This is a genomic window from Paenibacillus sp. CAA11 (genome assembly GCF_003060825.1).
Classification (GTDB): Bacteria; Bacillota; Bacilli; order Paenibacillales; family Paenibacillaceae; genus Fontibacillus.
Genome location: NZ_CP028922.1, coordinates 864,182 through 886,075, shown reverse-complemented (window position 1 = coordinate 886,075; position 21,894 = coordinate 864,182). Strand labels below are relative to the sequence as shown.

Genomic DNA, 21,894 nt, shown 5'->3' with positions numbered 1-21,894 from the left:
CTCCCCCTTTTCCTCTCGTCTCAATCCCGCAGCTTACGTCCAGTAAGCTTTAAGAACACCGTTTCCAGGCTTGCCGACGCTGTAGCAATATTGCGGATTTTGACCTTTTTATCGGAGAAGAGAGCGATCACACTGTCCAAATTCTCAATATTCTTGAGAGACACGACCTCAATGACATGGTCCTTGATATGGATCGACTTGACGCCCTCAATGCTGTAAAATTCATCTTCCTGTACCGCATTTATCTCTTCAACCTCAATGAAATATCTCTGTTCATCCCGGATGTCTTCCTTAAGCGATTCCTTGGTTCCCTCGGCAATAATAGCGCCGTGATCCATAATGATAATACGGGTCGATATGGCCTCTACTTCCTCCATGTAGTGCGTTGTATAAAGCACCGTCATTCCGTTATGCCTAAGCCTTTGTATGCAATCTAGAATATGGTTACGGGACTGAGGATCAATGCCAACAGTAGGTTCATCCATAATGACTAGTTCTGGCTTATGAGCGACAGCACAAGCAATGTTCAGCCGGCGCTTCATCCCCCCCGAGAAGGTCTTAACCTTGTCATGCCGCCGATCTGTTAACCCGGCTAGTTCCAGTGCCTCTTCGGCTGCCCTTGCGAGTTCCTGGCCACGCAGTCCATACAGCGAAGCGAAGAAGAGCACATTCCGCTCGGCAGACAGTTCCTCATAAAGCGCGATTTCCTGCGGTACTACACCAAGCTGCTTCTTGTAGCTGCGCAGCTGCTTGCCGATATCCTGGCCCTTGTAGAGCACCTCCCCCTCGTCGCTTTGTAAGGCCGCCGTCAAGATATGAATCGTAGTGCTCTTCCCGGCCCCGTTCGGTCCAAGGAAACATAAGATTTCCCCGCGGCCCACCTCAAAGCTAATCCCTTTGAGCACCTTGTGTTCTTTGAAGCTCTTGGTCAGCCCGCGCACAGTAAGTATCTTTTCCAAATCAATCATCTCCCTGACTCCATGCTACCCTGAAAGACAGCACAAAAAAATCAACCATCCGGTTGATTGGGAGGTTGATTTATTTATAAATTCGTAAATAGTCCGGCTTCCCGTAAGATTGAGTGATTCCCTATAAAAGCCTTCACCTTCTCCCTCATGCCAGGCTCCAGCGGAACGCCACCTCTCCTCTGCAGCATCATCCAGCGCAGGCAAGCCAGCGCTTCAAATGACTCAAGCTCTCTCTGCTCATAAGTATGTGTCATTAGATATGCAGAACGAAACACTTCGGCATGCTCTTCCGAAACATAGAGCTTCTTCAGAAACCATGACCAGGCAAAATCATACCTTGGATCGCCCCTTTGTGCATTGGTCCAATCAACTTAAAAGGGGGCTAATCCTCATCTCCTCCTCCAGAACTGCAATACGTCTGTCTATCATAATCCATGTTATAATACATACGATCCAGCGATCAATGAAATTCAGCAAAGTGAGGCAGGTGTGAATCTTGCAGTCAGTTCCCCAAGTACTACTAGACAACTTCCACGGCCGTGAGGGCAGCTTTATCTATAGTCTTCATGAAAGGTCAGAGTTCAGCGAACCTGCCTTCTGGGATTATTACAATTCGCTCATCGAGTTAACCCGTCTAACTAAGGACCACGGAGCGTTAGATAGGGACCTTGCCGAAATGGTCTGCCATACCTATGACTATATTCTGAAAAGTTTCATATGGAACTTTCATCCGACGGACCTGTACACGATTTCTCATCTTCCGATTGAGGACCTTTCGCTCTACATAGAACGCCTAGAGTATGCCTATAAAGGGTTTATTAGGGGTCATCTGTTTAAAGAAGAAATGTTCGAACTGAAGAGTCCGCAGGATGGTAACCAGCCCGCAGAATGACGAATTCGTTCCTCACCTGACATTCTGGCTCACATACGCCATAGTCTTACTTTCGTGACATCGCGATTTCATTTCACTGGAATCACCGTATCGCCCAGCATCGAACGAGCAATCGTCAGAAAATCCTCTTCCTCAATCTCAACCTGGCCATAGCGGAAGGCATATCCCCAGCTTCGCTTGCCCCGTGTAAGGTTAAGTTCGTCCAATAACACGGCAATCTTTACTTCACGGCACGGGAGGTAACGGATATTCCGGCGGAAAGGAACAAAGGATTCCGACATGGGATATTCGTAGACCCGGTCATCTTCAACCTGTCCAATGGCAGTAAAGGCTTGAAGCGGCTCTCCCTTCAATAAATCCGTGCGTGGAGAATAGTAGATTAGCCAATCCCCGGGCTTCATCCGGCGCAAAGGTGCTGCTTTGCCATGGCAAAGCTGAGCAAATCCGCCCTGTACCCCCCGTTTTACATGAGAAGCAGATACAACGCCAATCCAGTAGCGAGTTTGCTGTATTTTTTCACTTGGTATCATTAGCATCTCTTCCTTCTTCATTTCTATTGCAGTTCACTTGCAACTCTTATGAAGAAGCATACAAGAACACTACTGACAACAGCATGTCAGTAGTGTTCTGACCGAGAAATAGCGCTCAGCCCGCCTTGCATCGCCTTCTTCACTACCCAGGCCATAACACTTCCAAGCAAGGCGTTATTATTGTCTCTGACGATAAAAGCAGTCCACGAAGAGTTCTTCTGGACTTGGATCAGCCTCTCAGGCCCAATTGGCGCTTCGGGCCAAATCTCTGCGTCTATTTCTAAGTATTCCTTCAGGTGATCCTCGGAGTCCATCTTCCAGCGTCTTCAGTTGACTGACTCCCTATCCCTATCATTGTTCTGTAAGTTGGAGATAATGTGTCTCGTAACTCATAGGCCCGATTCAGCAAACACTCGTATAGAAGATCATACAGGGCGTAGTCGCGCTCTCTTTGAGGAATTGTTTTTAAATTAAGATAAATATAGTGTTTGCTCTCTTGGGGACTTCCTGCTGAAATCGCGTTAATAATAACTAACCTGCCCTTTAGCCACTATGTGTGCCCCCTCAATCGCTACAAACCCATTCGGCCAATTCTCCTCTTCTCCAACCCACCAGAACACGGCGTTACCGCTAGACGTCACGGCATGGTACAAGTCTCCCAGCTGCTGAAAATCATCCTGGGTAAAATTCCGAACTGCTGTTTCGCTCATCTTAAAAACACCACCGTTCACCTATCTAATTTTCCATGGTTTATCAGCAATATAGTACCATCTCTTCGGCACTGCATTTGGTATAGAACAATTTATATTGTTTTTTTATCCATTTATTTTAACCGGATGAATCTGAATCAGAGGCCACTACCTCCTGCACGGCTCGCATCACCGCATCCGGATGATTGTGCGGAATCATATGTGCAGCCTGCGGCAGCACGATGAGCCTTGAATGGGGAAGCTCCTGGTGCAGCCGGAAGCTATGTTCCTTAGTCTCAAACGGATCTTCTGCTCCTATCACAATAACTAGAGGAACTCTGATCTCTTTATACCTGCCCATCAATGCCTTGGCTGCAGGTACAAACGCTAGAACGTCCTCCCGGTTCGCCCTGAATTGCGATGGGCGGAGCCAAAGAGCATGTACTGCTTCTCTATACCCTTCGGGAACTTCTTCAGGCTTGAAAGTTTCTTTAAGCATGTTATTTGCCAGAGGAGGACCTAATACGGCCAGCATTGTATTCATCACCGCACTGCCCAGCACAGGGGTTGTAACCAAGGAAGAAATCGGGTCTCCCTGCTCGGCAGGATACCCTTCCGGATAAAGACCGGCGCCTAGGGTTACAATCCCTGATACCTCTTCCGGGTATTCAAGCGCATAGGCCATGACCAGGACACCACTCCAGGAGTGGGCGACCAGGATGGGCTTCTCGATGTCTAATACGCTTAAAGCCTGATGCAGCAGCCTCGCTTGGGTCATCGGGGTGACGCGTTCATTCTGTGGCCTCTCGCTATAACCATAACCAGGCCGATCGAAGGCAATTCCGCGAAAGCCGCTGGAAGCCGCCCTCTCCAGCACATGATCAAAATCATGCCCATCAAGCACTCCCCCATGCAGAAATACAATCGGCCTCCCAGCCCCCTTGCTTATATAATGCAGCTTCGTCCCTTCCGCCGTAACAAATTGCCCCGTAGGCGGATACTGCTCCTCTTGCGCCCGGAACCGATACTGCCCATACAGGTAAAGTGCCGCTATCACCGCTGCAATCAGAAATAATGCGATCATCCACTTCCTCCTCCTGAGTATAAGCCTATTTATTATTTATTGAGCCTCCTTACATGAATTTAGCAAAAACAACATTCTAATAATATGTCATTCACGTACTATATAGTATGTTGTATACACAAGAAATCGCGGGCTGTCGCAGCGCTGCTCACGGCTTAGCTGCAATTCCATTCCATAAAATTCTGGAAATCGTCTGAATGAGCTTCTGCAAAGTATCCGGACGCGGGTCCATGATCCATTCCACAAGCACACCTTTTAAAAGCGCATCCAGCATCAACGCTAAGGAGTAGGAATCCACATCGGCTGCAAGATATCCTCTAGACTGCATTTGTTGCAGGAACACGCCAATATCTGTCATCAAGTTCCTGTGCAGCAACTGCAGCCGCTCCCCTATTTCCTGCTCTCGCCCGGATACCAAAAACTCTAAAAACAATTTGGACTGCTCATCACCAGACTGAAGGCAAGTAAATTGTGATTCAAGCCAGCCTACTAGTGAGAACATCGGATCCTCAGATGACAGGATCTGCTGCATCTGGCCGGGCAGTAAGCGAAGCTGCTGCTCATAGCTCCGTTCCAAAATCGCTAGAAACAAGTCCTGCTTGCTGGCAAAGTGCCAATATACGGCCCCCTTGCTGAGCCCTGCGTGTTCAGCTACCTTATCCAACGAGGAATTCGTATAACCATGAGCTGAGAATACCTGTGCGGCGGCTTCGAGCACACGTGACTTCGTATCCGCATGATTCGCATCAAAGACCGGTTGTCTTTCCTTGAACCATGCTCTCATTCTCTCCTTGCTGCCAAAATGCCTCCGGACCGCCGTCCAATGCACATCAGCGGCTCTAGCTATTTCTGCAAATGTAACGCTGTCACAAGACGTCGTCTTCACTAATTGCTCGGCTGCCTGAAAAACTTTATCCCGTACTGTCAAATCCTTCACCTCGAGGCCTAACTTTAAAATTATTATCATCAACATACCAATGGGTATGTTGGTATCATATTATACGTTGGGTTATATTGTCAATTACGTTAAAAAAGGACTTCATCAGCACATACTGACAGAGTCCTTGGGCAATCCAGGCATGGTTATTTTCCTCTTCACAGAGGATTTGCTTTTTTCAATTCCTGGTCAAGGATAAATTGTCCCTCAGACTCGATCTGCTGAAGAGCTTTATCCAAAGGAATCTGTTTCTCTTCGACCTTCTGAATTTCAAGCTGTTCTAGCTCCTTAATCTTAGCATCGGCCTTGACTGGGATTCTATGCTTGGGATCATGCTTCACCACAATGGGACGAAGCGTATAGAAGGCTTTGATGTCACTTTCTCCATAGCCTGGAACAGAGTCCATTCTGGCCGGTAAATTTCCGTTCATGACTCTGAATTTGATCTTCGCGTATTCTTTTCCATTCACAAACTTGATGAAATCCCAGGCCGCGTTCATATCGGATGCCCCTGAACGGATGGCGAAGATCTCCGAAAGTTCCATATCTCTAGATGCATTTCGGTTTAACGGGTCCACAGGTCCCGCAGCCACGCCTAAGGTGAAGTCCTTGAAGTCCTTCACGCTCTTTTTTGCGCCCTTTATATTTTGCAGCAGGCTTGAGTCGTCAATTGTCATGGCCATTTTGCCCATCAAAAAGGGGTTGCTTCTATAATAATCTTCTAACGATGCGGCCGATTTAGAGGAATCAGGAAGGTATATGGCCCCTGAGCTTGCGCTCCTCAGGGCTGTGTTCCAGACCTCTTTCCATGAGTCTGAAGTGAGGTTCACCTTCATCGTCTGAGCATTCACCGTACTCAGCCCTTGGGTATAGGCGATTCGATGGGCAATGCCTACACTGTTCTCAGCCAAAGGAGTTCCAAATCCATAGACTCGATCCTTCTCGTTCGCAGTGTTCGCAGCCGCAGGAAAACGCTGTGCCAGGTTCAGGATTTCCTCCCAGGTCATATTGTCATGCGGAGGTTCAACACCGTATTTTTTAAATAAATCCAGATTATAAAATAAAGCTGTTGCATAAAATCTCGGACTCAGTCCATACAGCTTCCCATTTCCCTTCTCCTTTAAGCATTCAATGATCGAAGGGTTGATATCATCCAGTTCGTATTTGTCTTTCTTAATCTGAGCATCCAGGTCTGTGAGCATGCCGTCTGCAGCATACTGTTCATATTGCTGCGAAGTCAACAGCAGAAGATCCGGCTTCGTCTTCTCAATGGTCGATTTGAGGGCATCTTTGCCGGATTCAAGATCGAGATTCTGGGTTTCAACCACTTCAATCTCGGTATCCGGGTACTTCGCCTGAAACAAATCACCATAATCCTGATAGAAATATTCCTCACTGGAATACAACACTTTGAGGTGCCTTGTTTGTTGTTCCTTAGTAGAACTGCTGATAGTGCATCCCGTAAGAAGTATACATAATACGACGATCATCATTTGATTTACTTGTTTGATCGGCACTTCTCTATTCAACCTCCATATGGTCAGATGATTAAGCCACAGCTAATCTGTTCAATCTATGGAGTTCATCTAGGATGCGATTACCATTTGGTCCCGCTTAAGAATAGCCCGGAGGAGTCTTTATCTTGGGATTCCCCTTCTGTTGACTCTGACATCTCAATCGGTTTGTAGACGGCGACTTCACCCTTCTTGATCTCATTCAGTGTGTTTTGCATGCTATCCAGAATTTCAGCGAGCTTGTCTTGGCTCATCTTGCCTTTACGGACCAGCTCTTCCCCGGCTTTCTTAATGTTCTCCATTTCAGCTTTGTACTCTTCATACGAGTAACTCACCAGACCTGTACGGTCCTCAGGTTCGGAGACATCCTTAATAAACACGTCATGATCCGTGATGTGCGATATAAGCTCATCTACAGGTGTAACAGGTCCGCTCGTGCTGTTCCCGTTCTCTACAGCTCCTGCAGCTTCTCCAGAGATTTGATAACCAGTATCCGCTTGACTGGCATTGGTTGCAAATACCGTTACGGTCCCCGCAATCAAAACGGCCGATAAACACAGCGTCAGCGCAGTGGTCTGTTTATATTTCATAATAGACAGAATCCTTTCTTTCGTGGAATTTTTACTAAACCCCTGGTTGAAAGCGGCCAGCTTTGCATTTCGCTCTGCCATATGAATAAGGGATAAGGCGTAGCCGGACTTCTCCTGCTCTCCCAAGGTCCGCAGCACCCTCTCATCACAGGTAAGCTCCAGGTCCCGGTTAACAAGGACAAACATTAGCCATACCAGTGGATTGAACCAATGCAGGCACAGGACGAACGCTAAGACGAATTTCCATAGAATATCTAAATGCTTGATATGCAGCTTCTCATGGGTGAGGATGTGCTTTAACAGCTCTTCATTGCGGAAATTCAGCGTTTTCGGCAAAATAATTCTTGGCCTTAGGAAGCCGCAAGCGATCGGGGACAGCACTTGATCCGAAGTCATCACCCGGATTCGCCGGACGGTCTTCTGCTTCCCGAGCCATTCATCAATAAAAGGCTGGTTGCGTACAGGCAGCGCAGTCCTCAATTCCTTATTGCTCTTATAGAAGGTTACGGCAAAGAAGATGCCCAGCGAAATCGCTCCAAGCAGCCAAATAACAGTGATAGAATCCAGCGAAGAGGTCTTCGGAGCAAGGGAAATAGAGCCACCCAGAGGACTAAGATTCTCCTCAGCCATTACAAACGACCCATTTGTGGCCGGTAATGGCCTTACCGATTCTTGCGCGATCCGTGAGGACATATCGCCAAGTACCGAGAAGATGCTCCAGCTGGACAATATAGAGTAAGGAACCAGCAGTCTGAATACAGCAGCTCCCCAGAGAATCAGGAACACTCTCTTCGGCATCTTGTTCATTAGAAGCGCCCTCAAACCCACGATGACGATGATGAAAATCCCTGCAGAGATGCTTCGCTCAATTAAATTCATGTCCACACCTCATTTCAGGTCCTCAACGATTTTTTTTAATTTCTCGATCTCCGAATCGCTTAGATTCTTCTTGTTGATAAAGGCCGAGAAGAACAGCTCCGTAGAACCCTTATACATCTTCTGAATGAGTCCGAGCGTCTCCTGCTCCTGCACTTGTTCTCTTGTAATCAAGGCTTCACAGATGAACTGGGGATCGGTTCTTTGGACAGCTCCCTTATCGACCAGCTTCTTAATGACCGTGTAGGTCGTGTTCCGATTCCAGCCAGTATCGTCCCTTAGGATCTTCGCCAATTGCCCTGCTGCCAAGGGACCTTGATCCCACAGCACTTCCATCACCTTGAGCTCCGCATCGAATAACTTCATCTTTTTCACCTCCATCTGACTACCACGTTAGTCATACCCTTATACTACTCCAATAGTCATTACTTTTCAATACTTTCCTTTTTTAATAAAAAAATACTCCTGTTTTTTCCCAATAAGCATTGGACACTCCTTTTTTCTAAAGCAGCTTAAGCATATATATTCAAGATCTGAGCATATATTTGCTCTGCAATTTCCTGGTCATCCTTCAACCCCGCGAGATCCACCATAATGATATCCTCATTCGGAAATGAAGCGCTAAGCGGAGATGCGGTATCGGTATACTCCCTTGAGTCCATAAGCACTACTAGCTTGTCTATTAACTTCTCTTTCATCAAAGGCTCATACTTGGGATTTCCAACAGCAAGCTCGATAAGTAGTATATCCGGCTGGCTCACTCTTTTTATCATTTCGCAGATTTGAATAACGTCCACTACAGGAGGGGTCCAGTAATTTTCCAGCTTGAAGAAGTTATAATGATCGCTGCAAGCATCCGAAATCACAACACCATTGTATCCAGCGCCTTGAAAGATGCTGCAGATTTTGTCCATAAGGTGATCGTGCTCACTCTCGCAACCATTCCACAGTCCGATATGAGGCACATCGGGATCATTTGAGGAACCGATACTCTTTAGATCATAGCTATAGCTTCCCAGAATAGGATGGTTTGTTGAGGCTTCCTTTAACTTCTCTATCATTTGCTCATATGAGTCCAGTCCTTCGTATGTATAATTAATGACTAATGCCGTAATATACGGAGCCGCATAGCTATTGCATATTTCAATAGGCAGACCTTCTAAGGGACTATAAATACAGCAGCTTGTAATCTGTATGTTCCTTATATCTTTTTCATTATAGAAAAACTCACCCTCCTTCAGCACATCCTGAGAATCGCACTTCACTCCAATCACATTAGGCATCGAAGCAGGCGAAGTGAGTACATTATCATTATTACATGCAGCAACTATGATCGTTCCGTTCATATACAGCTGCTGAATTATTGACTCCAAAATAAAATAGTCCGCAAAATAGGTCGTGCCCAGACTCATATTTACTATTTTTATATCGTTTTCTAGACACCACTCTAACGCGATGCACAGATCGTATACCGACGTAGTCCGGCTTGCCTGCGGAATAATGTTGAGGCTGTAGATCTCCATATGTTTAGTGAAAGAGGCCAGAATTAAGGTACAGATCGTACCGTGAGATAAGGAGGAAATATCTGCGTCTTCTTCTAGCCTTCTTACTTGCCGGTCTACTAATTCATAGCAGTTCACAACAATGCCCTGGCTTCTGCAGATCCCGCGACTAATCCCGTCATCTATGATGGCAACCTTCACGGCTTGCTTCATCATTTCCCCTCCCTTCTTGGTTTAAGCTAATGAAGCATAAAGACTACATTAGGTAGGACCCTAATGTAGTCTTTATTATTTAAACCTATATACTAAGCATTTCTCTTAGCTGTTGCATTCGCAGCTGCTCCGTCAAGAGCATTAGTAGTTGAATTAGTGTTAGCATGATTGCCTTGGCAAACACACGAACATCTGGATTGGCAGCCACAAAGTGCCATCAGTCCATAAGTTTCGATGGTGTTATTTACAGCCTCAACTCTCTTGTTAAGTTTCTTCATCTCGTTTCACCTCCTTTCAAGCTTTCCCGTCTTGTTTGTAATCTATAGAGAATGTCCTATAAACTTTGCTGATTATGCTCTGGATATAAGACATAATCTAACACTTTGGAGGGTCACTCACAGGATAGGCTGTTTGGAATGTAGCAGCTGATAGATGTGTTGTGACAGATTAGATACAGTCACAACACCATGATCATTTTTCTCAAACAGCCCAAACAACGGGGTATCCACTTGAGCCTCTAGGCTATCAATGATATATAGAAGGTCCACAGGGGATATACCGTAAGTATTGCTAAGCAAATTTATATGGTGATCCGTAACTTCCACATTTGTTATCTCATAGATCGTTTGAACAATGATATTCTTCAAATTTTCTTGATCCATGTTCGGCCTCCCATCTCAACTCACTGTGTTTTTTACACGAATTCTAAATTGCTCGTTAACTCAGTTAGGATCGTATTGTATATTTTTTCACTATTCAGCTTGTGCACCGTATTAAATAGGTTTACATCCGGTATCGTGCTTATCTTCTCCTTAATATTGGTGTCCTTTAAGTGCAAGAAGCTTAATTGCTTGTTATTGTCGTCTATTAAATACCTGCTATTGGAGATGTGGAAGTAATTGACCGGTATATTGAACCTATATTTGCAGCATTGCTGAAATTCTTTGAAATAAGCTTCAGTGAGGCCTGGATTATAATACAAGCTTAATATGCCTATATCTGTTTGCAGGGCATTGGATAGGATAAACGGAAGGGTTCCATAATCATTATGGTGCAAATCATCAATCGGCAGAATTCCGCCTGGATAACCAACAATAATCAGATCTGGCGACTCCGTTTGAGACAATTGATAGACGTAATGATTAAAGGCAAGCACACGATCCGTAACAGATAGAGAGTTATTGTACAGAAATTCCGGAAGAGCCCTGAATCCAAATAGCTCGCTCATTTTTTTGGTTCCCAATTGAAGAACTTTATAGCCTGTTTGTTTGAAATAAGCGCCTAACTCCAACTGAATATTAAACTTGTTGCAGTGTCTCCCCAGACCCAGTATGGATACAATCGGCACATGGATCGGATAGATTCCTTCTGTCGTGCCTCGATTTAAGTAACCCACATGATCTGTGTGATTGTTAGTTAATATCTGGATTCCATCGAAGATATAACCATGACTTTCTAAGACATGATTTAGGTCCTCTGAAATGACGACTCGCTTACCCAGCTGCTGAGACCATTCGATCTTCTTAACATAGGAATTGAGATACTTCTCAGATAATCCTTCAAGAAAGAGTACGGTGTCACATTCGGCCACTTTCCCCTCGAAATCATCCGATAATTCAAAGCCGGTATGTTCTCCTCCATCTATAGCGCTTGCATCCTTCCCGCTAAGATACCTCCCCTTGGGGACAATAGCGGTCACTAATTCATAGTTGGTTAGCAAGGCTCTGTATCTAACGATGGAGATATTCTCATAGCAGCAAGGAAAGAAGAGTAGTTTATCCATGTAAGGCGCCCTCCTTGAAATCATAACCGAACTCTTTGAGAGCACTGATCTCCATCAAATCATCCAGCACCTTCCGCTTGGATTGCTCACAGTTCTTAAGCTTAGTGCACTTGCATATCTTCTCACCGTCATCGCATTGCGCTACACACATTGAGCAGTGCAGCAGTGCCCAGCAGTCAAGGCATTCCTCTTCTGTAACTTTCCCTACATTCAGAATTTCTTCGGCCTTCTTGACATCTATACCAGTTGACAAGCTGCCTAGATGAACGGTTTCAGACACTTCACTGACCCGCTCGCAAGGAAAGAGGTCACCATCTACAGTGACGAACAATCTCCGCGCCCCAGGTATGCATGGTCCGCCATGATGCTGAATGGTGCTAATGGTATGTCTTTGCTGAAGGGTGCTATAGAAGTGATCAATCATGTTCTTCTGGGTTCTGAGCAATTTTGTACTGTATTTCTTATCTATTCTCTTGGTCAGTCCCAGCAAAAATTTAAAATATTCATATCTTCTTACAATCCAGAAATCATCGGCGTACTCGTTGTAGCTGTTCTTACCTGCTCCTGAATCCACCAAGTTCAATCCTATGCTGGCATCCTTAATGATCTCATCTGTTTCAAAAAATTCCTTCACACAAGAATAGTCACTCTTGGGGTTGATCACTGTATTGATGGCTATCCTCTTAATGAATTCCGGATTATGCTTTTTAATTTTCTCAATGTTCGACATGATGACGTCAAAGGAGCCTTTGCCATTGGCGAATTTCCGGTTAACGTCATGCTCGTTCTTAGAACCGTCCAGACTAATCGTGACATTGATATTATGTTCAGCGAAGTAGTCTGCTAGTTTAGGCGTAAGCAAGGTTCCATTTGTTGTGATGGCATAGACAATGTTCTTGCCTTCCAGCGTTTCCTCAATATAGTCCACACACTTCTTGATGAGTTCAAATTCCAGGAGGGGCTCCCCGCCATAGAAAGCTACTGAAATTTCATCAAGCTCTAGAGATTGTGAAGCAATCAGATCAATGGCCTTCTTGGCGGTTTCAAAGGTCATGACTTTATTCGTATGGCTACGGTTCTGATGATCCCCGGAATAGACGCAATATCCGCATCTTAGATTACAATTTTGGGTTACTTGTAGCGTGATTTGTGTCATTCTATGCGTGATATGGTGTTCCAGAAGATCTGTACTAGGGTGCTTAATTTCAACAACTACATTTTCCTTTAGATACCCGCTATCCTGGTATTTTTTGATGGTGTCCATGCTCTCCGTAGTATCGAAGCCACTCTCCAAACGGTTCAGAGCATCATACTCCTCTTCATTGATCAGGAGGACGGAATTGGTGTTTCTGTCGTAGACATAATAGTTTTTCGGAGTTCTAAATGTTTTGTATATGATACTCATGCGCAAAATCTCCCTTCACCAGTATTGAATTCTCATGAATAATTTCTCTAAACATCGGCTGCTCTTGGTATAATTCCTGGAAAGACCCTACAGAGACAATCCTGCCTTCGTCCAGCAGCACGATCCGGTCCACCTTCTGCAGCACATTCACTCTGTGTGTGATCAGAATCATGAAGTCAAAGGCTGTACAATGCTCAATGATTTCTTCAAACTGCCGCTCTGAATGCGAGTCATAATTTGAAGTGACCTCATCAAGAATTAAGATTTTACTTTTCTTCCGAATGGCTCTTGAGAAAATAAGTTTTTGCTTCTCCCCGCCTGACAGCATGGAACCATTGAGGCCAACCTTGGTTTCAAATTGATGAGGCAGTCTTGAAGTGAAATCCAATAAGCGATTCTGTTGATCCTCTAGCTCCAGTTGATTTCTCTCCAGCTCTACTTTGCCAAACATCGTTAAGTTGTCCCAAATACTTGTATTGAACAAAAAGGAGGACTGCTGCATCACACTGAACAGATTGCGATATTCCTTAAGAGGTATATGGTTGATGTTGTGATGATCCATGTATATATTCCCTGAGCTAGGTTCGTAAAATCTTAGCAACAAATTGATTAAGGTCGTCTTGCCGCTGCCATTTCTGCCTATGAAGGCAACCTTCTCTCCTTTTTGAATTTTCAGATCAATATGATGAAGGGTGTTGTCGTTCTGGTAGGAGAAAGAGACATCCCGGAATTCAATAAAGCCCGGTGACAGGTCCCTGTATTCTATTGCTTCTGAATCGTTAGGAATCTCCTCTTCTTCTAAATTCATAAAGTCAATATAGGCTTTCAAAGAGGGTTTGATTTCACTAAGTAGAATCTTCAATTCCAGCGTTAGCGTCATGGGCTCTATGAGATAATTGGAATAGGATATAAAAGCAATAATTCCGCCTATCGTAAACTCCTCTCTCCATATCAGGAATCCGCCTAGAATATAGATAATATTCAAGAAGGAGTTTTCGAGGATCGCATTGATTCCTTGCTTAATCCGATCTATTCTGTATTTTTTTAATTCTATGCTGTTAATTCGGCTTAGTAGTGCCGCGTATTCCTGTTCCTTCTCTTCGGTCATGTTCCACAATTTAACTTCGTAGATTCCCTCGAAGATATCATTCAACCATAGAGATAATTGTCTATTCGCTTCGATCAGTTCCAAAACATATTTGCTTCTCCACTTATCAATCATCCAGATCAATAAGAACTTGATAGGTAAGATAGCCAGTACAAACAAAGTTAACTTCCAGCTGATAAAGAATAGTCCGATGGAGACCCCAATAATCTTAAAAAACTCAATAGCTACTCCCCAAAACTCATCGCTTGCGACTCTGCATAATGCTTGGATATGGTAATTCGCATCATTAATCAACTTGTAGAGGCCGGTTTCTTTGAGATGACGGACCCTTAGTCTAAGTGCATGGGAGAAGGCTTCTGAAGATAAGGATAGAGACAGGTTGTTATGTACTTTCAATTGCAGGATCGTCTGGAAATGGATGATTGCCTGGACCGTAATAAACAATAAAATGATGATCAGAACATAGCTTATTAGTGCAGCAACATTGTTGTTCACAATACCTTCGTCGATGATCTTCTGACTCAGGATAGGGGAGATCACACTGAGGGAGGATATTATGATGCTAAAGAGCAAAGACTTCATAATTGAGTATTTATACCTGTGAACAATGGCGTAAAGATTGCCAATCAGGCTTTTGCTATGACTAATATGAATACCCAACCGAGCTCCTCCCTTCTTATGCCATGTCCTTTATGCCCATTCATTAAATAAAGACACTTCCATTTTCGGAAGCGCAACACATAATTTATTTATTTTGGAAAAATAATTAACCATGCCGTCTACTCACCTTCATAGCCCTATGCCTGGCGCGTACAATGTACTCTCGAACATGATTTGCCGGGAGATTCATAATGTCCCCAATCTCTCTAGCATTTAACTCATAGTAGTATTTAAGATATAGCAATTTCTGATCTCTTTCAGATAGGCTGCCTATGCCTGCAATGAGTTCATTAACCTGTTCCTTGATGGAATAATAATCTTCGATAGATAACTTATCTTCAGGGATGGATGCTGCATGGTCATCTGTGAAGTCAGGTAACACCTTGCTGGTGGTGATGCTGCGGTGCCTTAAATAATTCAGCGAGACATTTCTAATCGTGGATACAAGATAGGAGGCCCTTTGCCCTGTCTCTAATGATTTAATTACAGAAGTCTTGTTGAAAATTTTAATAAATGCTTCGTTCACCAGATCATCCACCACACTGTATTCCCGGCAGACGTTGTAAGCTATTTTCTTCATCAGAGGATAATATTGAATATATAAGTCAGTAATAAAATCCTTGTTATCCGTATCCATGACTTTTGCCTCCTTATAAATTCTTGTTGGTAAAAACCTCTCCATCGCTAACATTACAATTAGCCCCTACTATCACATTGTTTTAGTTTTTTAGAATGAAATCTTGGGTATCTGCTTTTTTAAACTCTAATAATTTCACAGTTAATCCGAGTCCGACGCTAAGAACACTTGTATTTGAAAATACTTATAGTAAAAGTTAATATTAAACAGTAATTACATAGAATGAACTAAAGAAATGAATGTTAGAGGGCGGTATAAGGCCGTTATATATAGAAAGTTCATTGTAAAACTTTAGTTCAGTCTGTATACATACTCTTGTTTCTGGTCTATCTTCTTTTCCAAAATCATAAGCGTAGAACCTAGAAAGGGTGATTCTATGTGTAGTGAAAGGATTAGTGAAGGTGCTTGTATCGAGGAATTATGTAACGAATACTATGTAGTCATTTACAAATACTGTATGAAGTTAATTCGCGGTCAAAAAGAGCTTTTAAGCTTCGCTGAAGAATGTACACAAAACACCTTTCTTGAAGCCTGTAAACAATTCTCCAATTTAAAAAGCCATCCTAATATCAGAGGATGGCTTTTCTGCACCGCAAAAAATATGATCAATCACTCGTTTAGATGTATGTATTTACAACAAAAGCGAGAAAGCTCCTTGCATGAGAATACAGCCATCGATTTCCACTATACGGATCCCCAACTGGAGAACCTTCTTGAAGAAGATACAAATTTCGACCTATTAAGCCAAGAAATCTTAGACCATTTACATCCTTTTGAGTACGAAATTTACTGTGACTATTACATAAATAAAATGAGTATTGCCACCCTTTCCGTCAAATATCAAATGACTGAGAGCGCTATTACAACGAGAATATATCGGATTAGGAAAAGTATTCTCCACCGTGTTCAGGTACATTTTAGGGATTAAAGGAGAAGAGTTACCTAACATTTCGTTGCTCAAGCTCTATTATTATTTTGTACGTAATAACATCAATGGGTTCAAGACCCGATACAATGAAATCACATTCGGCCTTAACTTTTGAATTTATAGCTTGGTACAAATCTCTCACAACTATAAGATATTGAGATAAATATTCTTCGAAGTTTTTTAAAGTTTCAGTTGGAGGGGATTCAGCATTTTGTATCCCTCTTAAAATCCTGCGGGCTAGTGCTACTTCTAATGGAATATCAATACAGACTACAAAATCAATTAAATCGGCCATCCCTTCCCGGCCTCTACCAAAAGGTTCTTCAACGATAATATATTTCTCTGGCCTTATCATTTGATGGTTAGGTAATTTTATCGGCCTTCCTTGAACCAACTCATATAAGTCTCTATCAAAATCTGGATTTTGAACTAATTTAGGGTCTGCACCTTTTTTCAACCATTCCATAAAATCATCTGGATATTTATTAGTAGAAGCATAGTCATCAAAGTGGAAGGATATTGCATCGACAAGTTTATCTCTTAATTGCTTTGTTAACGTACTCTTGCCCGAGCCAGAAGGTCCACTTACTGCAATGGTGTACGCGGATTTATTCATTGTCTTTTATTCCTTTCTTTAATGTACTTTCACAGCAATTTCATTTCGCAAATATGGCTGCAACCTAGATATTTAAGGAGTTAAATAAATTCTCTCTTTAGTTATCCTATTCCTCCCGAGATAAATATCCGGCCTAGGGGCTTTTTTTGTGCATACAGATAGTATTTATCAAAATTTCAGGCTAGTCTGGGCGAGCATAGCAAAGGACGACTGTCAATAGCCGCCCTTCCCTTATTAATTCTATTCAAATGTTCTCTTCCTCTAACGTTTTATAATAGGTGATTTTATGCTCTATTTTGAGCAAATTCTCCTTTAGATCTTCAATTTGTTTAATTACTTTATTTTTATGCAGTTCTAACAATGTTCTCCTTTCCTTTATTGTAGCTTCCCCCTGACTCCGTAAATCAGAAAACTGTTTCATTTCGCTGATAGGCATTTTTGTTTCTCGTAACCGGATCAGGAAATCTATCCATAACAGATCAGACTCCCGATACTTACGATAACCGGATTCATTGCGCGCTACACCGTCCAGCAAACCAATTTTCTCATAGTAACGTAACGTGTGACTGGTCAACCCGGTTATTTGAGAAATCTGTTGAATTGTATAATGTTTGTCCATGGAATGGATTATAACAGAAAAAGCATTGCCTTAGAGTACACTCCAAAGTGTAGCATGACTTAAGAAGTTACTTAATCACTTACTTACAGGAGGCTAAACATGAATGCAGAGCGCTATCAACGCGGCTGGGAAAAGCTAATGGAAATTGATGGAGAAGGAGGAGAGCGGGTTATAGAGTCATTGCAAGACATTGCTCCTGACCTTGGAAGGTATGTTGTTGAATTTGCTTTTGGAGACATTTATTCCAGAGATGGCTTGGACTTAAAGCAAAGGCAGCTTGTCACTCTTGCTTCTTTAACTACACAAGGCGGATGCGAACCACAGCTTCAGGTTCATATTAACGCGGCTCTTAATGTGGGACTCTCCCCGCAAGAGATCGTTGAGGCTATCACTCATTGTATTCCCTACACAGGCTTTCCACGCGTGCTAAATGCTATTTTTGTAGCAAAACGTATTTTTCTAGAACGAAATGTACAAAGCAGGTAGCACGTTGGAGAAGACAATCCGCTTTACCAAACTTTTGTTATCGGGTAATTAGGAAGAAGTATGGGCTAGACCATTTCATATTTGTGTTACAGGAATCCATATGGTCAAAAAAAGGAGCGGGACTTTACCCGCTCCGTTGCTGTTTACGCCAATATACCTTAACTATCAGTCTTATAGGGTTTCAGTATCTGTTTCTTTTACCCAGCTTTCAGAAGTTTCAGGTAAGCTAAATAGACAAAAAACGGTCTACTCAACTTGCTTTGTATTTCCTGAAGTGCTGTCTCAAAGAACCGATTCTTCGCCAGTTTGGATTTATATCTTTTAGAAACTCATTATATTGCGGCTGTTCCACTGATTTTTGCTTTGAGAACATACTCGTAGTCTTCAACTCCTCATGGCTCTAGGTATGAAACTCCTGAACAAGCTCAATCAGAAATCTTCTAGCAATCACTTAGGCGAGGTGCGGCCGGCCCAAGCCCGATCGAGCAGAGCCAGTTCAGCACGACCTCATGTAGCACATTGATGTTGTCTACCTGACAGTGTTCTAATCCGCCAAGTCGTCTATCCTCTATCGGGAAGAACGTCTTGTTTTTCGAACCAGCCTGCTCGTAATTCTTCAAAGCTTGTGTTAGCGGATTTGGCTGAACCAATATCTCTTCTGCACCGTGCATCACAAGAAGCGGGCATTCTATCTGGTGAAGCACGCCCTCGAGATCGTAGGCAAAACGCGGATTGCCCGCAAAGTCATCCAAGCTTTTTGCCCCCAGAATTCTCATGCCGTGCGCGGCTAGACTCGGTGGCATCCATTTAAGCATTGCATCCCAGTCGAATGCGTGCGTACCGCCGTCGGAGATGACGGCAGCGATCCTGTGGTCGAACGAAGCGAATCGCAGAGAGTCGTATGCCGCAAAACTCTCACCGTGCACGATAATCTTATCGGGATCGACTTCCGGCCGTGTTAGAAGAAAGTCGATGGCTCGTGAATGGAAAGCCTCACTGTCAGCTCGTCTCCCCTTCCCCTTTTCATACAGTGATAGGCCGGTGCCAGGCTGGTCATAGACCAGGAAGTTGTATCCACACGAAATAAAGGCGGGACCTAGCCAGAAATAGTTCTCAATTGACCACTCGTCGCCACCGTTGAGAGCAAAAACTGTCGGCTTCGGACCTTTTATCCAGGGAGGGGAGAAGAAGTACCCATCCAGCTTGACATCCTCGTAATCGACTTGGATCTTCTCCGGGGGGACATCGAAGTACTTTCCGGCAGCTTCGAAGAGTTCATTTACTTTCCTAAATAGACGAATTTTCTCGGTGTCATCACCCATCACCGCATATTCCGCGATTCGGTAGTAATTGCAGGCGCGAATATAGCAGTTTCGCGCTGTATACCAGTTTCCAACCGCTTCAGCCTCCTTGCCGTGCCTTTCTAGGGCTTGCGCAGTTATGAGCCATTCCCTGTGCCACGTGTCCCTCTCATTTGGGTCGATTTTTTTGCAGGCTTCGTAGATCTCGGTGACGTCCGCAGCACCGAGGCTTGCCATACCCAGAGCTTTGGTGACTTGGTATGACATCATGTAGTTATTGGGCCAACGGCTGAATTCGATTGACATTGCAATATCCTCCTCTTCTATATAGATTGAACTAAAGTTTTACATTGGATTTTCTGTTATCACGGCCTAATACTGTCCTATAACGTTCATTTCTTTAGTTCATTCTATATAGATCTAAAATTATGGCGGCGCCGCTAAAATGACTACAAGTAAGTTTTACGACACAAAGATAAAGCTTCTCTAAAAGGAAAATAAATGTTTGTAAAGAAAATATAAAAAATTATAAAGCACTGAAAAATAAAAAGGGCCACTGCCTTAGTGCTCACAGCTGGCAGCGGCCTTTAACTTTGTTGTAAAGAAATTTGCAAAATAAAATTAGTGTTATACCACGAGGGGGAGGCTGAACTTTATCCCCAAACCTCCGTATTCGGAAGGATATGCATAAATTTTGCCCCCATGATGTTCAATAATGGATTTACAACTTGCAAGGCCAAGCCCCAGCCCGCCCTTTTGGATTTGCCGCGATTTATCCACAGTGAAAAATTTAAGGAATAGAGAAGATAGATCCTTATCCGGCACTCCAATTCCATTATCTTCAATTTGAAAATAAGCATAATGCCCTTGTGGGTATCCAGTCATATACACTTTCAACTCATTTTTCCCTCCATATCTTACAGCATTGCTGAAGAGATTGCCGAAAACCCGGCGTATCATCGGTTCATTGACTGTCAGCAACATATTTCCCGTGAATGAATGGCAGCAAGTAAGCTCGCAGTTAAGTCCTGCCAACTCATATTCATATTCTAGGGCAATGTTTTCAAATAATTTTGATGCATCTACAGGTTTGACTATCATTGAATCTAAATCCAGTTTTTCTTTGGTGAAGCTGGAGAAGTCATTGATGAGTTCGACCATATATTTTGACTTCCGTTGAATCAACTCATAACATTCCTGCTTTTCAGTTTCTGGTAGATTCTTGCGTGCAGCTAGAAGTTCAGCAAAACCATTAATAGATGTTAAGGGCGTTTTTAAGTCGTGGGCGATTGCCGTAATCATATCGGTTTGCTCTTTGTGCGCTAGTCGGAGCCTCTCTTCCATCTTATTAAAGTGTTTATAAAGGTCTCCAATTTCATCATTACTCCTTAGAGCAAGTGGAGGCATTGGATGCACAATATCTATTTTCTCCAACCTGGTATTAAGAAGCTGAATTGGTTTTTCTATACGAAAATGAATATAAATAATCAGAATAATAAATATGAAGCAAGCAATGGCGAATATGGGCAGAAGTAATCCTATATATTGCGGGTCCAGCAATGAACTGCGTATAGGTGAATATGCTGCAAAGATAATCTTCAGGTATATTCCAATTGAAAACATAAAAACTATAAACATCAGCAGGAACAGCAGGGGAAGCTTGATTTTCAGTTTCATATTATTACTCTCTTTCCGTGTATTTATATCCTATGCCCCAAATTGTTTTAATAAAGTCATATTCAGGACCAAGTTTCTTACGGATATTTTTAATATGAACCGTTACGGTATTTAATTCTCCGTATTCGTCTCCCCAGACATTTTCATATATCTGCTCACGAGTCAATACATTATTGGGGTGATGCATGAGGATGGACAATATTTGAAATTCCTTCGTTGATAAGTCAAGCTTCTTGCTATTCAGGAATGCTTCAAACGTCTTATCGTTCAAAATGAGCGGAGAATCCGCCTTTTCGTTATTGGGACTAAGTTCATTCCACTCTTTAAACAGCCTGTCAACTTTTCTGAAGTGGGCCTTGATCCTGGAGGTAAGCTCCTGAATGCTGAAAGGTTTGGTCATGTAATCGTCTGCTCCTATTTCGAGCCCAACGATTTTATCAATATCCTTATCACGCGCGCTTAAAAACAGAATTGGAACATTATAAGATTCTCGGATACTTCTGCAGACATCAAGTCCATCCATATCAGGCATCACTATATCAAGAACGATGAAATCAATGTGGTTTTCTTCCAATACAGATAAGGCTTCTTTCCCGGAATATGCTGGAAGTATTTCAAATTGCTCGTACCTTAAACTCTTTGTGATGAGTTTTACGATATCTTCATCGTCGTCTACAACTAATATCGTTTTTTAGCATATTTATCCCCATTCCTTCCGTTTCGCTCAGGGCACAAAACGGAAGGAAATCCGTTAGCCTTGAACGATTTTTTTATATTTTGGGATTAAAATTGTTAACATATATCCTAAATATAATCTTAAACCTTGGGAGCCACAAATGAGTTGGCACTTACCTGAAGGGGATACCCGGTGGCATGATC

At 43.1% G+C, this 21,894-nt stretch carries 25 protein-coding genes; 3 read left to right on the top strand and 22 right to left on the bottom strand.

What is annotated here, in order from left to right; translation table 11 throughout:
• Window positions 1–20: 20 nt before the first annotated feature.
• Both DCC85_RS03955 and DCC85_RS03950 read right to left on the bottom strand, forming a co-directional pair.
• The gene (locus DCC85_RS03955; protein ID WP_199909971.1) at window positions 21–968 is read right to left on the bottom strand and encodes an ABC transporter ATP-binding protein; all 948 of its coding nucleotides are present in this window, start codon (window positions 966–968) and stop codon (window positions 21–23) included.
• Window positions 969–1,042: 74 nt separating this feature from the next.
• Complete coding sequence (locus DCC85_RS03950; RefSeq protein ID WP_159081774.1) at window positions 1,043–1,222, bottom strand: hypothetical protein; 180 nt, start codon at window positions 1,220–1,222, stop codon at window positions 1,043–1,045.
• Between the two features lie 242 nt (window positions 1,223–1,464).
• Here DCC85_RS03950 and DCC85_RS03945 point away from each other — a divergent pair, with 242 nt between their 5' ends.
• A complete protein-coding gene (locus DCC85_RS03945) occupies window positions 1,465–1,860 on the top strand; it encodes an Imm41 family immunity protein (RefSeq protein ID WP_159081773.1) in 396 nt (131 codons plus the stop codon).
• Window positions 1,861–1,928: 68 nt separating this feature from the next.
• Here DCC85_RS03945 and DCC85_RS03940 read toward each other — a convergent pair whose 3' ends face one another.
• The 15 genes from DCC85_RS03940 to DCC85_RS03870 form a co-directional block, all read right to left on the bottom strand.
• Window positions 1,929–2,390 carry an EVE domain-containing protein gene (locus tag DCC85_RS03940; RefSeq protein ID WP_108464402.1) on the bottom strand — a complete coding sequence of 154 codons (462 nt, stop codon included), beginning with the start codon at window positions 2,388–2,390 and terminating at the stop codon, window positions 1,929–1,931.
• Between the two features lie 86 nt (window positions 2,391–2,476).
• On the bottom strand, window positions 2,477–2,704 hold the full coding sequence (locus DCC85_RS03935; protein WP_108464401.1) for a hypothetical protein: 228 nt from the start codon (window positions 2,702–2,704) through the stop codon (window positions 2,477–2,479).
• A gap of 207 nt (window positions 2,705–2,911) precedes the next feature.
• Window positions 2,912–3,100, bottom strand: a complete 189-nt coding sequence (locus DCC85_RS03930) for a hypothetical protein (RefSeq protein ID WP_159081772.1) — start codon at window positions 3,098–3,100, stop codon at window positions 2,912–2,914.
• A 118-nt stretch (window positions 3,101–3,218) separates the two neighbouring features.
• A complete protein-coding gene (locus DCC85_RS03925) occupies window positions 3,219–4,163 on the bottom strand; it encodes an alpha/beta fold hydrolase (protein ID WP_108464399.1) in 945 nt (314 codons plus the stop codon).
• 148 nt (window positions 4,164–4,311) lie between these two features.
• Entirely contained in the window at window positions 4,312–5,091 is a 780-nt protein-coding gene (locus tag DCC85_RS03920) for a TetR/AcrR family transcriptional regulator (RefSeq protein WP_234414334.1), read from the bottom strand.
• A gap of 167 nt (window positions 5,092–5,258) precedes the next feature.
• The gene (locus DCC85_RS03915) at window positions 5,259–6,617 is read right to left on the bottom strand and encodes an ABC transporter substrate-binding protein (RefSeq protein WP_108464397.1); all 1,359 of its coding nucleotides are present in this window, start codon (window positions 6,615–6,617) and stop codon (window positions 5,259–5,261) included.
• An 80-nt stretch (window positions 6,618–6,697) separates the two neighbouring features.
• The gene (locus tag DCC85_RS03910) at window positions 6,698–8,083 is read right to left on the bottom strand and encodes a M56 family metallopeptidase (RefSeq protein ID WP_108464396.1); all 1,386 of its coding nucleotides are present in this window, start codon (window positions 8,081–8,083) and stop codon (window positions 6,698–6,700) included.
• Between the two features lie 9 nt (window positions 8,084–8,092).
• Window positions 8,093–8,446, bottom strand: a complete 354-nt coding sequence (locus tag DCC85_RS03905; protein WP_234414333.1) for a BlaI/MecI/CopY family transcriptional regulator — start codon at window positions 8,444–8,446, stop codon at window positions 8,093–8,095.
• 146 nt (window positions 8,447–8,592) lie between these two features.
• The gene (locus DCC85_RS03900; protein WP_108464394.1) at window positions 8,593–9,798 is read right to left on the bottom strand and encodes a S8 family serine peptidase; all 1,206 of its coding nucleotides are present in this window, start codon (window positions 9,796–9,798) and stop codon (window positions 8,593–8,595) included.
• An 89-nt stretch (window positions 9,799–9,887) separates the two neighbouring features.
• Window positions 9,888–10,073: a CLI_3235 family bacteriocin precursor gene (locus tag DCC85_RS03895; RefSeq protein WP_108464393.1), complete on the bottom strand. Its 186-nt coding sequence runs from the start codon at window positions 10,071–10,073 to the stop codon at window positions 9,888–9,890.
• 117 nt (window positions 10,074–10,190) lie between these two features.
• Complete coding sequence (locus DCC85_RS03890; RefSeq protein ID WP_108464392.1) at window positions 10,191–10,457, bottom strand: hypothetical protein; 267 nt, start codon at window positions 10,455–10,457, stop codon at window positions 10,191–10,193.
• A 32-nt stretch (window positions 10,458–10,489) separates the two neighbouring features.
• Window positions 10,490–11,578, bottom strand: coding sequence for a TIGR04066 family peptide maturation system protein (locus DCC85_RS03885; protein ID WP_159081770.1), 1,089 nt, complete (start codon window positions 11,576–11,578; stop codon window positions 10,490–10,492).
• On the bottom strand, window positions 11,571–12,983 hold the full coding sequence (gene ccpM, locus DCC85_RS03880; RefSeq protein ID WP_108464390.1) for a Cys-rich peptide radical SAM maturase CcpM: 1,413 nt from the start codon (window positions 12,981–12,983) through the stop codon (window positions 11,571–11,573). The genes DCC85_RS03885 and ccpM overlap by 8 nt, the downstream gene beginning before the upstream one ends.
• Window positions 12,958–14,751 (bottom strand): ABC transporter ATP-binding protein, encoded by a 1,794-nt coding sequence (locus tag DCC85_RS03875; protein ID WP_108464389.1) that lies wholly within the window; start codon window positions 14,749–14,751, stop codon window positions 12,958–12,960. Before DCC85_RS03875 ends, ccpM begins: the two co-directional genes overlap by 26 nt.
• A 106-nt stretch (window positions 14,752–14,857) precedes the next feature.
• Window positions 14,858–15,388, bottom strand: a complete 531-nt coding sequence (locus DCC85_RS03870) for an RNA polymerase sigma factor (RefSeq protein WP_159081769.1) — start codon at window positions 15,386–15,388, stop codon at window positions 14,858–14,860.
• A gap of 376 nt (window positions 15,389–15,764) precedes the next feature.
• Here DCC85_RS03870 and DCC85_RS03865 point away from each other — a divergent pair, with 376 nt between their 5' ends.
• A complete protein-coding gene (locus tag DCC85_RS03865) occupies window positions 15,765–16,316 on the top strand; it encodes an RNA polymerase sigma factor (protein WP_108464387.1) in 552 nt (183 codons plus the stop codon).
• Window positions 16,317–16,326: 10 nt separating this feature from the next.
• Here the strand turns inward: DCC85_RS03865 and DCC85_RS03860 are convergent, their stop codons facing one another.
• Window positions 16,327–16,932, bottom strand: coding sequence for a nucleoside/nucleotide kinase family protein (locus tag DCC85_RS03860; protein ID WP_108464386.1), 606 nt, complete (start codon window positions 16,930–16,932; stop codon window positions 16,327–16,329).
• A gap of 244 nt (window positions 16,933–17,176) precedes the next feature.
• On the bottom strand, window positions 17,177–17,551 hold the full coding sequence (locus DCC85_RS03855) for a MerR family transcriptional regulator (protein ID WP_108464385.1): 375 nt from the start codon (window positions 17,549–17,551) through the stop codon (window positions 17,177–17,179).
• A gap of 99 nt (window positions 17,552–17,650) precedes the next feature.
• Between DCC85_RS03855 and DCC85_RS03850 the strand changes: the two genes are divergently transcribed.
• Window positions 17,651–18,037, top strand: coding sequence for a carboxymuconolactone decarboxylase family protein (locus tag DCC85_RS03850; RefSeq protein ID WP_108464384.1), 387 nt, complete (start codon window positions 17,651–17,653; stop codon window positions 18,035–18,037).
• A 440-nt stretch (window positions 18,038–18,477) separates the two neighbouring features.
• Here DCC85_RS03850 and DCC85_RS03845 read toward each other — a convergent pair whose 3' ends face one another.
• The 3 genes from DCC85_RS03845 to DCC85_RS03835 all read right to left on the bottom strand — a co-directional run bounded on the left by DCC85_RS03845 (window position 18,478) and on the right by DCC85_RS03835 (window position 21,700).
• Window positions 18,478–19,644 carry an alpha/beta hydrolase gene (locus DCC85_RS03845; protein WP_108464383.1) on the bottom strand — a complete coding sequence of 389 codons (1,167 nt, stop codon included), beginning with the start codon at window positions 19,642–19,644 and terminating at the stop codon, window positions 18,478–18,480.
• A 321-nt stretch (window positions 19,645–19,965) separates the two neighbouring features.
• Window positions 19,966–21,015: a HAMP domain-containing sensor histidine kinase gene (locus DCC85_RS03840; RefSeq protein ID WP_108464382.1), complete on the bottom strand. Its 1,050-nt coding sequence runs from the start codon at window positions 21,013–21,015 to the stop codon at window positions 19,966–19,968.
• A gap of 4 nt (window positions 21,016–21,019) precedes the next feature.
• Entirely contained in the window at window positions 21,020–21,700 is a 681-nt protein-coding gene (locus DCC85_RS03835; RefSeq protein WP_108464381.1) for a response regulator transcription factor, read from the bottom strand.
• Window positions 21,701–21,894: the final 194 nt, after the last annotated feature.